Source organism: Meiothermus sp., assembly GCF_025056915.1.
Taxonomy (GTDB): domain Bacteria; phylum Deinococcota; class Deinococci; order Deinococcales; family Thermaceae; genus Meiothermus.
In genome coordinates, this window is sequence record NZ_JANWVH010000002.1 from 31,915 (window position 1) to 46,803 (window position 14,889).

Sequence of the window (14,889 nt, forward strand, 5' to 3'; positions counted from 1 at the left end):
CTCCATCATCCGGCAAACCCCCGAAGCAGCCAGGTTCACCGCGATGGATGGTTTGGGCCAGACCTTCAGCCAGTGGAAGCTTGTGGCTTCCAAATCAGTATGAATCGTCATGCGATACACTGCGCTCGTGACGCAAGGTGAAGTACGCGAAATGGTCTGGAGCGCCCTGGCGCAGCACCGGGCCGCCACCTACCCCACCCCGCCCCACGGACACCATCCCAATTTCGTGGGGGCCAGCCGGGCCGCCGAGCGCTTGATGGGCCTGAAACTCTGGCAACAGGCCAGGGTGGTGCTTTCCGGCCCGGATCAGGTGCTCAAGCCCTTGCGGGAGGCTGCGCTAAAGTCGGGCAAACTGGTGCTCATGCCCCACCCGGACAAAGCCGGGCGGTATCTGAGCCTGGAGGGCCTCCTGCCCCATCAGCTCAAGCGGGTGCGGGAAGTTGCCCAGCTGGGCAAACCCATAGAACTAAGCCTGACCGCCATTGACCTGGTTTTGGTGGGCTGCGTGGCCGTGGACGAAGAGCGCAACTGGATTGGCAAGGGCTACGGTTTTCCCTACAAAGACCTCCAGGTGGCCGCCCCCTGGGCCACCCTGGCCCATACCCTGATGGTTTTTGACAAACTGCCCTGCCCACCGGAGCGTACGGTAGACCTGGTGGCCACCCCCCATCAGGTGATGGGCGCTTGAACGACTCGGTTCTTTTTGTGGTTTTCCCACGCGTGAGGCACGGGTTTGCGCACATCCAAAAGCCGCGCCGCCCATCTCCGCCCCAGAGCCGGCCCCCACAACCGACCCTAGACGATAGACCATTGACAATGAATCGCTAGCCCTCCCCCAACCCCCATATCGCCGCAGGCGCCAGCTCGACCAGGTTTCCGGCGGGATCGCGCACGTACAGGCTTTGGCCCGCTTTCCACTTGGCCCAGGTGACAGCGTAGCCGTGGGCCTCGAGGCGTGCGGCCCAGCCGGGCAGCTCCTCGGCGGCCACGCGAAAGCATACATGCACGCTGCCCGCGGCGCCGTGCGGCGGCAGGGCGGTTTCCTGCCGGGTGGCTTCGGGGTTGAAGACCAGAAAGACCCCTGACCCGGTACGAAAAAACAGATGCCGCCCCGGCTGCTCGGCGAAAAGCTCGAGGCCCAGCAACCCCTGGTAGAAGCTTTTGGCCGCTTCCAGGTCGGGCGCGTACAGGCAGGTCTCGAGCACCCCCGCAATCTTCATCTAAACCCTCGCTAAACCCGCCGATTGGCTCTGGCCAGGGCACTCAGTCCGGCGGCCAGGCCGGGCTCGAGGGCCTTTTCGGCATAGCGCCAGGCCCAGTTGCCCCCCAGCCTGCCGGGGAAGTTCATCCGGGCTTCGGGGCCCAGCCCCAGCACATCCTGCAAAGGCACCACTGCCAGCCGGGCCGGGCTCTTGAAGGCCAGCTCAATCAAGGCCCCGGCCACCTCGTACTCCGACAGACAGCGAACCCCAGAGCGGGCCAGGTAGTCGCGCATAAAGGCCCGTTCGGCCTCGGGGGCAGTGCGGAACCACCCTAAGCTGGTGTCGTTGTCGTGGGTTCCGCTGTACACAATCACGTTGCCGTGCGGGGGGTAGTTGTGCGGCAGGAACACATTGGTTTCATCGGAAAAAGCAAACTGCAAAATTTTCATGCCGGGAAAACCAAAACCATCGCGCAGGGCCTCCACTTCAGGCGTAATGACCCCCAGGTCTTCGGCCACAATCGGGGCCTCCCCCAGCAGAGCCCGCACCGCCTGGAAGAGCTTCTCGCCCGGCGCCTTGACCCACCGGCCTTTCACGGCATTGGGCATGCCAAAAGGAATTTCCCAGTAGGCTTCAAAACCCCGAAAGTGGTCAATGCGTACCAGGTGGCACTGCTTGAGCGCCTGTCGGATACGGGAAATCCACCAGGCAAAGTTCTCCTGCTCCATCACTTCCCAGCGGTACAGCGGGTTGCCCCAGAGCTGGCCGGTTTCGGAGAAGTAGTCGGGCGGTACACCCGCCACCACGGTGGGGTTGCCACTGGCATCGAGGTAGAAATACCTCTGGTTGGCCCACACATCGGAGGAGTCGAAGGCCACAAAAATGGGCATATCTCCAATAATCCGAATGCCTCTGGACTCGGCATAGGTCTTGGTCTTGTCCCATTCGCTGTAAAACAACCACTGCACCCACTCGTGCAAAGCCACCTCATAGGCCAGCTCTTCGCGGGCTTTGGCCAGGGCTGCGGGTTTGCGGTCGCGCAGCTCGGGGCTCCACTCGTTCCAGGGTTTGCCGCCAAAACGGGTCTTGAGGGCCATAAAAAGAGCAAAGTCTTCCAGCCAGGACTGCTCGGCCTGTATAAAAGCCTCCAGCATGGCTTTGTCCTGCTCGGTAGCCCGGGCCAAAAACCCGGTGAAAGCCCGCCGCAGCAGGGGCCAGCGGGTCTCATAAAGCCAGCCGTAGTTCACACTGTCGGCAGGATACTGCGGGGGCTCTTCGGTTTTTTCCAGCCAACCCTTTTCTATGAGCATTTCCGGGTCAACCAGATAGGGGTTCCCGGCGAACGCCGAAAAAGACTGATAGGGCGAGTCGCCGTAGCTGGTGGGGCCCAGCGGCAAGACCTGCCACCACTTAGCCCCGGCAGAAGCCAACCAGTCTAAAAACTGCTCAGCGGCACGGCCCAAAGCCCCAATCCCCCATCGGCCCGGAAAGCTGGTGGGATGGAGCAAAATCCCAAACGAGCGCTCAATTTGCATAGTAAGACCAGTCTATCCCACCTGGGCACAGGATGGAAGCGCTTCTACAGCGGAAGACACCCCATGCCTCTCTTCCTGAAGAAGCACATCATGCAATCAGACTTCTGGCCAAGCCTGCCCTTATACCAAATCTACGACGAGGTAACACATATCGCGCTCTTCACAGACGTGGCCGCCCACGAAAACGAGAAGGGACAAAGAGACGTGCCTCACCTCGGTGAGGCACGCTTAACTGCGTTCTGTCTGGGCCGAGACGCATGTGTTCGAGTTTCCAGGCGGCCACTGTTCTGTTCAGAACCAGGCGTTCTCGAACTCGAGTGGCTTTAAATATTGTGAAGAGCGCCCTAGTCGGCAGCCGCCCCCACCACGCCCAGGGCTTCATCCACCAGGGCTAGGCCCTCTTCAATCACGTCCAGGCCGTATTTTAGCTCCTCGCGGTTGATGACCAGGGGTGGGCAGACCCAGAGCATGTTGAAGCGGCTGAAGGCGTAGATATGCCTGGACTTGAGGTAGCCCGCCAGCTTTTGCATCTCGGGCGAGGTGCCGTTGAAGGTGGACAGGGGCTATTTGGTGGCCTTGTCCCTGACCAGCTCGAGCACGCTGAAAAGCCCGATATAGCGCACATCACCCACACAGGCGTACTTCTTGCGCATGGCCTCGAGGCGCTCGCCTAGGTACCGGCCCTGTTCCTCGGTGTTTTCAAACAGGCGCTCCTCCTCGTAAACCGAGAGGTTGGCCACCGCAGCGGCGCAGGAGACCGGGTGGCCGGAGTAGGTCAGGCCCCCCCAGAGCATGTGGTCTTCGAAGAAGTCGGCAATCGGCTTGGAGACAATCACCGCCCCCAGGGGCATGTAGCCGCTGGTCAGGCCCTTGGCGCAGGTCACGATATCCGGCATGATGCCGTAGTGCTGCGTGGAAAGCCACTTGCCGGTGCGGCCAAAACCGCTCATCACCTCGTCGGTGATGAGCAGGATGCCGTACTTGTCGCACAAGGCCCGCAGCTTGGGGTAGTAGTCGTCCGGGGGCACCAATAGCCCGTTGGAGCCGGTGATGCCCTCGACCATGATGGCCGCAATGGTGTGGGGGCCTTCCATCTGGATGATTTCCTCGATGTGGCTCACGCACTCCCGCCGGCAGCTGTCCGGGGTCTTTCCGAAGGGACAGCGGTAGCAGTAGGGGTCGAAAGCCCGCACAATGCTGGGAATGCCCGGCTCCACCGGCCAGCGCCGGGGGTCGCCCGAGGCGGTCATGGAACCCATGGTGGCCCCGTGGTAGCTGCGGTAGCGGGTGATGATTTTGTCGCGGCCCGTGTAGAGGCGGGCTATCTTCATGGCGTTTTCGTTGGCCTCGGCCCCCCCCAGGCAGAAGAACGACTTGGCCAGCCCCGTGACCTCAGCGAGTTTCCGGCCCAGTTGTCCTCTGGGCTCGGTGGCAAAGCTGGGGCCTGCAAAGCAGAGTTCGTCCACCTGCTTCTTGATGGCCTCGAGCACCTTAGGGTGCTGGTGCCCCACGTTGATGTTGATGAGCTGGCTGCTAAAGTCCAGCCACTTGTTCCCCTCGCCGTCCCAGAACCACACCCCTTGCGAGCGAACCATGTGGATGGGGTTCGAGGTGCTCTGCACCGACCACGAAAACAAGGTGTAGTCGCGGTTCTCCTGGATAACTTCCTTGGATGTGCGTTCCACGCTGAGCCTCCTTCTTGGCTTTGTGATTATGGTAGGGCCGCACCCCACCCCATGCAATGGACAATATGTCCAAGAGTCATAAGGATTTCTTAGCTTTCAAAAAATCTTTTTCAAACTTAAAAGCAAGTCCCGGCGGTCAGTGGCTAAAAGAACCGTCGGGGCCAAGCCTGGGGCAGCTAGAAATCTCGGTTGTGCTGTTCGGAGCATGAAATATTGACCCATGAGCGCATCTTGCAAAAGGCCCCGTCCGGCCAACCCTTCATATCGCGCTCTTCACAGACGTGGCCGCCTATGAAAACAAGAAGGGACAAAGAGACGTGCATCACCTAGGTAAGACACGCTTGTCTGCGTTGCGTCTGGGCCGAGACGCATGTTTTCAAGTTTCCAGGCCGCCACTGTGCTGTTCAGAACCAGGCTTTCTCGAACTCGAATGGCACATAATATGCGAAGAGCGCTCTAGCTGCTGCGCAACGGGTTGGGCGTCAGCTTCAGCTCGATTTTTAGAATCTGGCTGCCCCGGCGAATCGTCAGGGTCACGCTCTCGCCCACCTCTTTGCTGCGGATGTACCTTTGCAGGGCGGTGACATCGTTGAAGGCCCGGCCATCGGCCTCGAGGATCACGTCAAAATCGTAGACTTCCTGGCCGTTTTCGCGGCGAACCACAAAACCGCGCAGACCGGCCCGCTCGGCGGCCCCCCCGCGCAGCAATCCGCGAATCAAAACGCCTTCTTTGGGGATGCGCAGGGTGGCAGCCGTTTCGTCGTCAATCTGGAAAAGCTGCACACCAATGTAGGGCACATCGCGTTTGCGACCCGCCTGGAGCTGGCTTATCACCTCGCTCAGCCCCAGCAGGGGCGACAAATAGCTCTCAAAAACGCCGTTGGGCTGGCCAATCGCCACCACCACGGCAACCACCTTTCCGGCCTGGTTGAGCACCGGGCCGCCCGAGTCGCCGGGCGCCAGGGGGATGGTCGTGGAGATGGCAATGGAGTTGAAGAAGGGGAAAATGTCCCGCTCAACGGTATTGACCAGGCCGTAGCGCGGCGCAATGAAGGCCCCCCTCGAGTTTCCAATCGCCAGCAATGGTTCACCCGCGCGGGGGCCCTGCTCGGTCTCGAGGGTCAGAAAGGGCACCGGGGCGTTGACCCGGGCCCGCAAAATGGCGATATCGCGGAACTCATCGTAGCCCAACAGCTCGGCAGGGAACGATTCGTTCCTGGAGTTGACCACCCGAACACTGCGGGTGTCCTCGATCACGTGGTATGCGGTCATGACCAGCCCATCGGCGCTGATAAAAAAGCCGGAGCCCGTGCCTTCGGGAACCGTTTCAATGCGAAGCGCTGCCGGCAGGGCGCGGGTGTAGACCGGCTCGAGGGCGCTCCGCATCTCGGCGCTCAGGGTGCGGGGGGTCTGTACCGGCTGTGCGTGAATCACCGCAGCCAGTGTGCCGAGGTAGGCCAATACCACGAAAATCAACCAGGAACGCCGCATTGAAGGACTCCTGTTCGTGCGCCAGGGCGCAGCTATGAAAAATAGAGTAGCTTATTGGCCCAGAATTTCGATATCGGAACGCACACTTTTTCCTCTCATCTGCCCCGCAATTCAAACCCCCTTCAACCGAAGGGGGTTCTGGCCAGGGTTCACGCCTTCGCACCTTTCGCGGTGGGACGTAGAACGCTCTTCACATATTGTGAGCCATTCGAGTTTGAGAAAGCCTGGTTCTGAACAGAACAGTGGCCGCCTGGATGGGCGGCCACGTCTGTGAAGGGCGCGATGAACTTTTCAGCGCAGCAATGGCGGCTGTAGCGGGGACTCGGGGAATCGCCGTGAGTGCTGTTTATCGGCCCGAAAGACCCCGGTTAATTTCATTGACCATGGCCGTCACAATCTGGGCCACGTTGGTGTCGGCCTTTTGAACCGCCTGCGAAAGGGCGTTCCCCCAGGGCCCCCAGACCTTGCCCATCTCCGGGATGTTGGGCATGGGCGAACCCAGGGCAATGGTGGCCGAGAAGCCCGCCACCACTGGGTCGTTGCGCAGTTGCTGAACGGCTTGCTTGGAAACCGGCAGACGGCCACCGGCCTTGTTGAAGGCAATCTGGTTCTGGGTGCTGACCAGCAGCTTGGCGAAGTTGGCGGCGGCGGTCTTGTTGCGCGAGTAGGCGTTCATGGCCACGCCCTGCACCCCCACAAACGGACGCCACTGCCCACCACCTGGGGGGTTGGGCAAGGGGGCAATGCCAAAGTCAATGTTGGCCTTCTTGTAGTCGCCAATCGCCCAGGGGCCATTGAGAATCATGGCCAGGGCTCCCTCTTTGAAAGCACTGTCGGCCACGCCGTAATCCACACCCTCGGGAATCAGGCGGTAGCGGTAGCGCAAGTCTTTGATGAAGCTGACCGCGCGGTTGCCCGCCTCACCCCCCAGCCGGGTCTGGCTCGCGTCCACCCCCTGGGCCGTGCGACCGAACACCGAGGCGCCAAAAGCGGTAAACCAGCCGTAGTTGAAGTAGGGGTTGCCCAGGTCGTAGAGGAAGCCGAAGGAATTGCCCTTGGTGTTGTCCTGGGCAATTTTTAGAAACTCGTCCCAGGTCTTGGGAGCTTCCTTGACCAGCTTCTTGTTGTAGATAAGGGCCACCGACTCGGCAAACATGGGCAGCGCGAAGAGCTGGTTGCGGAAGGTGAGGGCTTCCACCGCTACATCCGAGAGGCCTTGCAAATAACTGCTGGTGGCGTACTTGCCCATGGGCTCGAGCACACCTGCCGCCGCCATGGCCCCCACCCAGTCGTGGGGAATGCTCACCACCAGATCGGCGGCCTGGCCTTGGGGCGCTCCAAGGATGAACTTGTTCTGGATATCGCCAAAGGGCACCTCGACAATCTCCACCTGGGTTCCGCTGCTCTTGCTAAAGCTGGCCGCGGTTTGCTTGAGCCAGGCCAGTTCAGGGCCCCCGTAGTGCGTCCAGACCGTCAGCTTGCCCTGCGCCATAGCCGAGCCCAGCATACCCAGGGCCGCTACGGCTGCGATCAGTAGACCTTTTTTCATGTTCTCCTCCTCGTTTCAAGCCATGCCCGGGGCCATACCCGGGATTTGAGCCACGACGGCAGTTATGGCAGCGTTTCCACGACGTTCCATACGTCAATTTGCAACCCTCTGCCTTCTGCGTCAATCGGTATCTTACTACAATCCTATGCGAAGTAAAGAGTCTGGAATCACCCCAGGACACGGTTAAGCATTGGCTCAAGTTGATCCGTGCCGGCGTTATTTTCCGGTGAGCTGAGCCTGAAGAACCCGTAGGCTTGCATGGGGGACATTTGTCCGGTTTGATTGAAGCTGACCACACTGTTTTCCTCATGGAGCCCACTAACCAATACCGTGGTGCTCGAGACCCTGGGCTCTTGTATCTCACATCGCCAGCATTCACAGGGCGGTTTCCTGCCTGGTGAGCGAAATAATACCGAATCCACAGACGAGGTAACATAAAGCCTCCTGAATCCAAGACCAGAACCAAAGCTATCTGACCCTGGAGCTATCTGACCCTGGCAAGCTGGACGAGATGCCACTCGGCAGAAGGCGTTGGGGCTCCAGCCAAGGGTACCCATTGCCTTTAGTGTTCTGCCTGCTCCTTGAAGGTCGTATCGCCCAATTGTGGCTTTAGGCCTCTCTTTCAGGGAGATTTGGTATTTGTGCTGTCGTTCCGAGGAGCACGCAGTGTGGCGAGAATCTGATACTGCACAGGGGTGGTGAAGGCGGGGGGACGGTAGCGCATCCGATTCCTCGCTGCGCTCGAAATGACACCTTACATAGCCCCATTCTGGCTTTAGGTGTCGCTATGAGGGAGATTCGCTATGGGCGAGATTTGGTATAAGTCAATCCTTGCCTGGACTCGCTCGGTTCCGTCCGGACCAGGTAGGGTGGCCGACCTGGCAGCAGGTGGGGGGTTCTGTCCGATACCCTCACCCAACCCTACTTGCACGTTAGGGAGGGGCTCGAGGGCTATCACGTTTTGGAATCTGTGCAAGGCTATGGGTATCTTTTCGAGTGTGCACCAGGAGGTTGAACTTGTACGGGGCAATGGGTTGGGACGTGCAGCGTATCACGGCTCCTGAGGGTGGTTCGTGATTGGCGGGATGCCGGAGTTTCGAGAGACAGCAGAATAAACCTTGAGTGCGGTATGCTCAAGTAGCCTAAGTGTAAGATTTGACCCTATCCATGGAGCAACACCTTATAAAATCAAACCATATATCGCTCCCATCCCGCCGAGAGAGCGACGAACCCCAGGCGGAACTCAGGAGATAGATACCCTATGCGCTTAGAACTGCCGGTCATTCCACTGCGAAATACTGTAATCCTGCCGCATACCACTACGCCAGTGGATGTGGGCCGTGCCAAAAGCAAACGGGCGGTTGAAGAGGCAATGGGCGCCGACCGGTTGATCTTCCTGGTCGCACAGCGCGACCCGGAAGTGGACGACCCCACCCCGGACGACCTGTATGAATGGGGGGTGCAGGCCGTGGTCAAGCAGGCCATGCGCCTGCCCGACGGTACTTTGCAGGTGATGGTGGAGGCCCGCGCCCGCGCTGAAATCAAGGACTATATCGCCGGGCCCTTCCTGCGGGCTCGAGGCGAAGTCTACGCCGAAGCCTTTCCCGCCGACGAGACCGTAACCCGTGTACTGGTCGAAGAGCTCAAGGATGCCTTCGATAAATACGTGGCAAACCACAAGTCGCTGCGGCTCGACCGCTACCAGCTCGAGGCGGTCAAAGGCACCACCGACCCCGCCGTACTGGCCGATACCATTGCCTATCATGCCACCTGGACGGTGGCCGAGAAGCAGGAGATCCTCGAGCTAACCGACCTCGAGGCCCGGCTGAAAAAGGTGCTTGAACTGCTGAGCCGCGACCTCGAGCGCTTCGAGCTCGACAAGAGGGTCGCTCAGCGGGTCAAGGATCAGATGGACACCAACCAGCGCGAGTACTACCTGCGTGAGCAGATGAAAGCCATCCAGAAGGAGCTGGGCGGCGAGGATGGCCTGAACGACCTGGAGGCGCTCCGCAAAAAGATCGAAGAGCTGGGCATGCCGGAGGTGGTCAAGACCAAGGCCCTCAAGGAGCTGGATCGCCTCGAGCGCATGCAGCAGGGCAGCCCCGAGGCCACCGTGGCCCGCACCTACCTGGACTGGCTGACCGAGGTTCCCTGGACCAAAGCCGACCCCGAGGTGCTGGACATCAACCACACCCGGCAAATACTGGACGAAGACCACTTCGGCCTCAAGGATGTCAAGGAGCGCATCCTGGAGTACCTGGCGGTGCGGCAGATGACCGCCCACCTCGAGGTGCGCAACAAGGCCCCCATCCTGGTGCTGGTGGGGCCGCCAGGGGTCGGCAAGACCTCGCTGGGGCGCAGCATCGCCCGGAGCATGAACCGCAAGTTCCACCGCATCTCGCTGGGCGGGGTGCGCGACGAGGCCGAAATCCGGGGCCACCGCCGCACCTACATCGGGGCCATGCCGGGCAAGCTGATTCACGCCATGAAGCAGGTGGGGGTGGTCAACCCGGTGATCCTGCTGGACGAGATTGACAAGATGAGCTCGGACTGGCGCGGCGACCCCGCCAGCGCCATGCTGGAAGTGCTCGACCCCGAGCAGAACAACACCTTTACCGACCACTACCTCGACGTGCCTTACGACCTTTCCAAGGTCTTCTTCATCACCACCGCCAACACCCTGCAAACCATCCCCCGCCCCCTGCTGGACCGGATGGAGGTCATCGAGATTCCCGGCTACACCAACCTCGAGAAAGCCGCCATCGCCCGGCAGTACCTCTGGCCCAAACAGGTCAGGGAAGCCGGCATGGAGGGCAAGATCGAAGTGACCGACGCCGCCATCATGCGGGTCATCAACGAATACACCCGCGAGGCCGGGGTGCGGGGCCTGGAGCGCGAGCTGGGCAAGATTGCCCGCAAGGGGGCCAAGTTCTGGCTCGAGGGCAGCTGGGAAGGCCTGCGCACGGTGGACGCGCCCGACGTGCCTGCCTACCTGGGCATCCCCCGGTTCCGCCCCGACAAGGCCGAGACCGAGCCCCAGGTGGGCACCGCCCAGGGCCTGGCCTGGACCCCTGTGGGCGGCACCCTGCTGACCATCGAGGTGGCTGCGGTTCCCGGAAGCGGCAAACTCTCGCTGACCGGCCAGCTCGGCGAGGTCATGAAGGAGTCGGCCCAGGCAGCCCTCACCTACCTGCGGGCCCACGCCAGCACCTATGGCCTTCCCGAAGACTTCCACAACAAGGTAGACCTGCACGTGCACGTCCCCGACGGGGCCACCCCCAAGGACGGCCCCAGCGCCGGCATCACCATGACCACCGCCATCGCCAGTGCGCTCAGCCGCCGCCCTGTCCGCATGGACATCGCCATGACCGGCGAGGTCAGCCTGCGCGGCAAGGTGATGCCCATCGGCGGGGTCAAGGAGAAACTCCTGGCCGCCCACCAGGCCGGCATTCACAAGATTGTGCTGCCCAGAGACAATGAGCCCCAGCTCGAGGATCTGCCCAAAGAAGTGCTGGAAGGGCTAGAAATCAAGCTGGTGGAGGACGTGGGCGAGGTGCTGGCCTACCTGCTGCTGCCCGAGCCCGTAATGCCCCCTGTGGTTCAACCCTCGGACAACCGCCAGCAACCCGGCGCGGGCGCCTAGGGCCCGAAAAACAACCCCCCTCCCAGAAGCCAGGGAGGGGGTTTTTGCTCGAACCCTTTGCCAGCTGTGGGAGCCGTCAGGCAGGGAGCGATGGTTTGGGGCAAGGTGGGCTGTTGTGAACCCACCCACCAGCCCACATGACCGGCTATTCGTTGAGGGCTTCCCAGAAGCTTCGCTGCAACTCCGGGGCCGTCATCAGGCGGCTGCCCTGCTTGCGCCGCACCCTGGGCTGTCCCCGCATCCCCCGCTCAGCCAGTTCCCGCGCTACTGCTTCCAGGGCTTGCTTGAGGTTCTGGGTGGGCCGGTAGAAGACCTCGCGCCGCAGTCGGCCCAGATGGTCGAAAAACTCCACCTGCACCACGGCCCGGCCCTGCTCCTGCCAGACCAGCACCTGATCCAGTCGAGGCTCCACCAGTCCAGGATAACGGCTCGCCTGTGGATTCGGACGACCCCATCCAACCCTTCGGTAAGACCATCCGCAGGGCCCTACCCGGTACAGCCTTTGCTGACCGGCACACCATGCGCCGTCCGGGCAAGGCTAATGGAGAAAAGCGCGGTTAGAGCATCTCTACGGGATGGTATCACCCGCACTTGCTATACCCACAGCTATAGCACTTCGTGCATCCTTCCTCGCGCACCAGGTTTTCGTCGCCACACTCTGGACACCTGCCCAGGCCCGTGTTGCCCCTGGCAGACGGGCTGTTGTGGATGGGTGCGGTCATGGCCCGCTGCATGGCCTGGGGCACCCTGTTGTCGTCCAGGGGCATCTGGGCGGCCTTGCGCTCGCCTTCTGCAATCTGGATTTTGCTGGTGGTCTCCAGGGCGACTGCAATCAGGTCGGCCTTGCTGGTGACGAACCGGCCCTGGTAGCTGCCATACAGGCCGCCGTTGATGCCGCGCAGGGTCTTGACCAGCTCGGCCACCGGCACCCCATATTGCAGGGCTTTAGAAATGATGCGGCCCAGGGCCTCGCTGTCGGCGTTGGCTTCATCTCCGGCTTTGCCTGAGGTCAGGATGACTTCTACCGGATGCTCACCCTGCATGTTCACCGTAACCAGAAAGCCCCTGCGGGTGCCATCGGCGGCGGTGAGCTTGACCATGTCGGTGTACCCGACCAGGCGGCCCGTGCGCTCGAAGATGGGGCGGGCCGGGAGCTGACCCCCATGCTCGGTCGCAGGGCTCGAGGGGACCTCAAGCAAAGCCGGCTGCACGGCTATGGTCTCCTGGTTTTTATCCTCGGCTTTCTTTTCTTCTTTGCTCACCGAGAGCACCTGGTATTCGCGACTGCCATCGCGGTAAACCGTGATGCCCTTGCAACCGGTTCTGTAGGCCTCGGTGTAGGCCGCCTCCACATCCTCTACGGTGGCCTGGTTGGGCAGGTTGATGGTCTTGGAGAGCGAGTTGGCCGCGTAGCCCTCAGCGTCGAAGGCGGTCTGCACCACCCCCTGCATACGCACGTGATCCAGCGGCGGCACGTCGTGAGCGCCTTCAAACACATTGCCAATGGCGCTGGGGATGCCCTCCAGCCCTTTCACGCTGCCGTGGTGGGCCTGAATGGCTTCAATAATGGCATCCCAGTCCCAGGCGCCGTTCTTGGCAAACCGCCCCTCGGCGGGGAACTGCTCCATCATCTCCACAAACAAAGGGTGCAATAAAGCCTTGTACTGACCGCCAATACGCCGCCACATGAAGGGGGAGAACATCGGCTCTATACCGCTGGAAACCCCCATCAGCATGCTGGTGGTGCCGGTGGGGGCCACCGTCAGCACCGCCACGTTGCGGCGGGGGCGGATGCCCAGCGCCTCGAAGGCTGCACGGTTTTGCTCATAGACCGGAAACACGCCCCGCTCCTGCCCCAGCCGCTCCGACTCGGCGATGGCCTCCTCGCGCATGACGTTCATCACCTGAGCCACCACCCGACGGGCCGCCTCTGAGGAGTAGGGCAGCCCCATCTTGATCAGCATGTCGGCCAGGCCCATGACCCCCAGGCCCAGGCGGCGCAGGGTCTGACTGGCCACGCGGTTGTCTTCCAGGGCGAACACATTCACGTCCAGCACGTTGTCCAGGAAGCGGATGGCAGTGTGGACATCTTTGCGGAAGGCCGCATAGTCAAACTCGCCGTTTTCTACATAAGCCGCCAGATTAATGGCCCCCAGGTCGCAGGGCTCGCCCACGGTGAGGGGAATCTCACCGCAGGGGTTGGTGGAGCGAATCTGATACCGGGGCCCCAGGTTCTTGAGGGCTGAAAGCTCGTTGATGCGATCCACGAAGATCAGGCCGGGCTCGCCGGTGGCCCAGGCGTGCCAGGCAATCTCGTGCCAGAGCCACTTGGCCGGCACCTTACCACCGTAAACCGGAATGGGACGGGCGCCGTCCTGGGCGCGTTCGGGCAGGTCGGGCAAAACCCCGTTGTACGCGCCCTGCACGGGATGAGGGTAGTACTTGCCCGGCACCTCGGAGGGTTCGACCGCCCACAGACCATCGGCCTGCAATACCTGCCAGAAGGCTTCGGTGACCAGGATCGAGATGTTGAAGGTGGAGATATCGCCCTCGCTGGCCTCACGGTCGAGGTCTTTGGCGGTCAGGAAGTCGAGCAGGTCGGGGTGGTCAATGGCGATGGTGGCCATGCCGGCTCCCCGCCGGGTGCCACCCTGGCGCACAACCCGCAGCACCGGGGCGTACACGTAACGCAGAGTGGCGACGGGGCCAGCTTTTTCGGCCCCCAGGTTGGCCCACTCCAGAAAGTTGTCGAAAATTTCCACTAGAAAACTCACCGGGCCACTGCTGGTGCCCCCACTGCCCTTAATCTCAGCACCTTCGGGGCGCAGGCTGCTGAAATCCACGTGCGGCTCCTGGCCCTTGACCGCCAGGCTCAGGGCGGCCTTGGCAGCCTCGATAATGCCACGCATATCATCGGGCACCCCCAGCACGTCGCTGGGTTTTTCCCGCACAGTCATAACCCCGTTGCGCCGGGCCAGTGCGGCCAGTTCCGGCTTCAATAGTCCATAGACCACCCGTGTCCAGTTACGCACGGTGATGTTTTCCTTTTCGCCATCGGGGTTGATGGGGGGGCGCATGAGGCCCTTGATGAAGTCTTCGACGTCGGCATGATCGGCAGCAATGTAGGCAAAACCACGCACGGTTCCGCGGGAACCGGCGTTCTTGCGCGAGACGTAGGGGTCGAGGTTGACCCCATTGCCCCCACCCACCTTGGTGACCAGGGCCAGCTTGGTGGCCACTTCCAGCACCCCATCAAAACTGCTGGGCTCGTGCTCGGTCGCTCCCTGCACGAAGCAGTTGAGCACGTTGCCATGCTGGGTGCCCGCCCCTGCCAGTACCCGCCCACCCGGGCAGAAGCGTTTGGAGGCCATCAACTGGTAAAACTGCTCGGCCCAGTATTTTTTGTCCTGGTCAGATTTTTCAGGCGAGGCCACCCAGTTGGCCACCCGGCGAAACATGCCAAACACGTCCCCATCGCCTGGCTGCATGTACTGGCGCTTGGCGATGGCTTGAGCGTGGTCATCAAACGGTGCGGGCGAAAAGCTATTCATGATGTCCTCCAATGTGAACCAGAAATCCCCAGCCACCTAAGTGGCACAAGATATGGGGGGTTTCGGGTTAGATGCTACTACTTGTTGTATGTTTTTGGCAAGAGGTTTTGATTTTGGTACAGGCAGAATACTGTAAAAGCTAAGAAATAATCAAGCCTCGAGCCCACATATATTTAGGATTTAGGGCAATGGATACTACTATACGTAGTATTTGTCGGTCAAATCTATTCTGC

10 protein-coding genes are annotated in these 14,889 nt (G+C 61.2%); 2 read left to right on the forward strand and 8 right to left on the reverse strand.

The features are described from left to right. Positions 1 to 127 precede the first annotated feature (127 nt). On the forward strand, positions 128 to 688 hold the full coding sequence (locus NZN28_RS00730; protein ID WP_295394629.1) for a 5-formyltetrahydrofolate cyclo-ligase: 561 nt from the start codon (positions 128 to 130) through the stop codon (positions 686 to 688). Between the two features lie 136 nt (positions 689 to 824). Here NZN28_RS00730 and NZN28_RS00735 read toward each other — a convergent pair whose 3' ends face one another. From NZN28_RS00735 to NZN28_RS00760, 6 genes are all read right to left on the reverse strand, one after another. Then, positions 825 to 1,220 carry a VOC family protein gene (locus NZN28_RS00735; protein WP_295394631.1) on the reverse strand — a complete coding sequence of 132 codons (396 nt, stop codon included), beginning with the start codon at positions 1,218 to 1,220 and terminating at the stop codon, positions 825 to 827. 11 nt (positions 1,221 to 1,231) lie between these two features. After that, positions 1,232 to 2,737, reverse strand: coding sequence for a 4-alpha-glucanotransferase (gene malQ / locus NZN28_RS00740; RefSeq protein WP_295394633.1), 1,506 nt, complete (start codon positions 2,735 to 2,737; stop codon positions 1,232 to 1,234). Between the two features lie 344 nt (positions 2,738 to 3,081). After that, on the reverse strand, positions 3,082 to 3,267 hold the full coding sequence (locus tag NZN28_RS00745; protein WP_295394635.1) for a hypothetical protein: 186 nt from the start codon (positions 3,265 to 3,267) through the stop codon (positions 3,082 to 3,084). Between the two features lie 33 nt (positions 3,268 to 3,300). Continuing rightward, positions 3,301 to 4,422: an aminotransferase class III-fold pyridoxal phosphate-dependent enzyme gene (locus NZN28_RS00750; RefSeq protein WP_295394637.1), complete on the reverse strand. Its 1,122-nt coding sequence runs from the start codon at positions 4,420 to 4,422 to the stop codon at positions 3,301 to 3,303. A gap of 456 nt (positions 4,423 to 4,878) precedes the next feature. Then, complete coding sequence (locus tag NZN28_RS00755) at positions 4,879 to 5,913, reverse strand: S1C family serine protease (RefSeq protein ID WP_295394638.1); 1,035 nt, start codon at positions 5,911 to 5,913, stop codon at positions 4,879 to 4,881. A 346-nt stretch (positions 5,914 to 6,259) separates the two neighbouring features. Next, the gene (locus NZN28_RS00760; RefSeq protein ID WP_295394639.1) at positions 6,260 to 7,462 is read right to left on the reverse strand and encodes a maltose ABC transporter substrate-binding protein; all 1,203 of its coding nucleotides are present in this window, start codon (positions 7,460 to 7,462) and stop codon (positions 6,260 to 6,262) included. Positions 7,463 to 8,723: 1,261 nt separating this feature from the next. Here NZN28_RS00760 and lon point away from each other — a divergent pair. Next, positions 8,724 to 11,105: an endopeptidase La gene (gene lon / locus NZN28_RS00765; protein WP_295394642.1), complete on the forward strand. Its 2,382-nt coding sequence runs from the start codon at positions 8,724 to 8,726 to the stop codon at positions 11,103 to 11,105. 145 nt (positions 11,106 to 11,250) lie between these two features. Here the strand turns inward: lon and NZN28_RS00770 are convergent, their stop codons facing one another. Both NZN28_RS00770 and NZN28_RS00775 read right to left on the reverse strand, forming a co-directional pair. After that, complete coding sequence (locus NZN28_RS00770) at positions 11,251 to 11,517, reverse strand: hypothetical protein (protein WP_295394646.1); 267 nt, start codon at positions 11,515 to 11,517, stop codon at positions 11,251 to 11,253. A gap of 169 nt (positions 11,518 to 11,686) precedes the next feature. After that, the gene (locus NZN28_RS00775; RefSeq protein ID WP_295394649.1) at positions 11,687 to 14,656 is read right to left on the reverse strand and encodes an adenosylcobalamin-dependent ribonucleoside-diphosphate reductase; all 2,970 of its coding nucleotides are present in this window, start codon (positions 14,654 to 14,656) and stop codon (positions 11,687 to 11,689) included. Positions 14,657 to 14,889 lie beyond the last annotated feature (233 nt).

Bases quoted from the DNA above. Each gene is read 5' to 3' on its own strand.
- NZN28_RS00735 (WP_295394631.1), bottom strand. From the start codon at position 1,220: ATGAAGATTGCGGGGGTGCTCGAGACCTGCCTGTACGCGCCCGACCTG.
- malQ (WP_295394633.1), bottom strand. From the start codon at position 2,737: ATGCAAATTGAGCGCTCGTTTGGGATTTTGCTCCATCCCACCAGCTTT.
- NZN28_RS00745 (WP_295394635.1), bottom strand. From the start codon at position 3,267: ATGCAAAAGCTGGCGGGCTACCTCAAGTCCAGGCATATCTACGCCTTC.
- NZN28_RS00755 (WP_295394638.1), bottom strand. From the start codon at position 5,913: ATGCGGCGTTCCTGGTTGATTTTCGTGGTATTGGCCTACCTCGGCACA.
- NZN28_RS00760 (WP_295394639.1), bottom strand. From the start codon at position 7,462: ATGAAAAAAGGTCTACTGATCGCAGCCGTAGCGGCCCTGGGTATGCTG.
- lon (WP_295394642.1), top strand. From the start codon at position 8,724: ATGCGCTTAGAACTGCCGGTCATTCCACTGCGAAATACTGTAATCCTG.
- NZN28_RS00775 (WP_295394649.1), bottom strand. From the start codon at position 14,656: ATGAATAGCTTTTCGCCCGCACCGTTTGATGACCACGCTCAAGCCATC.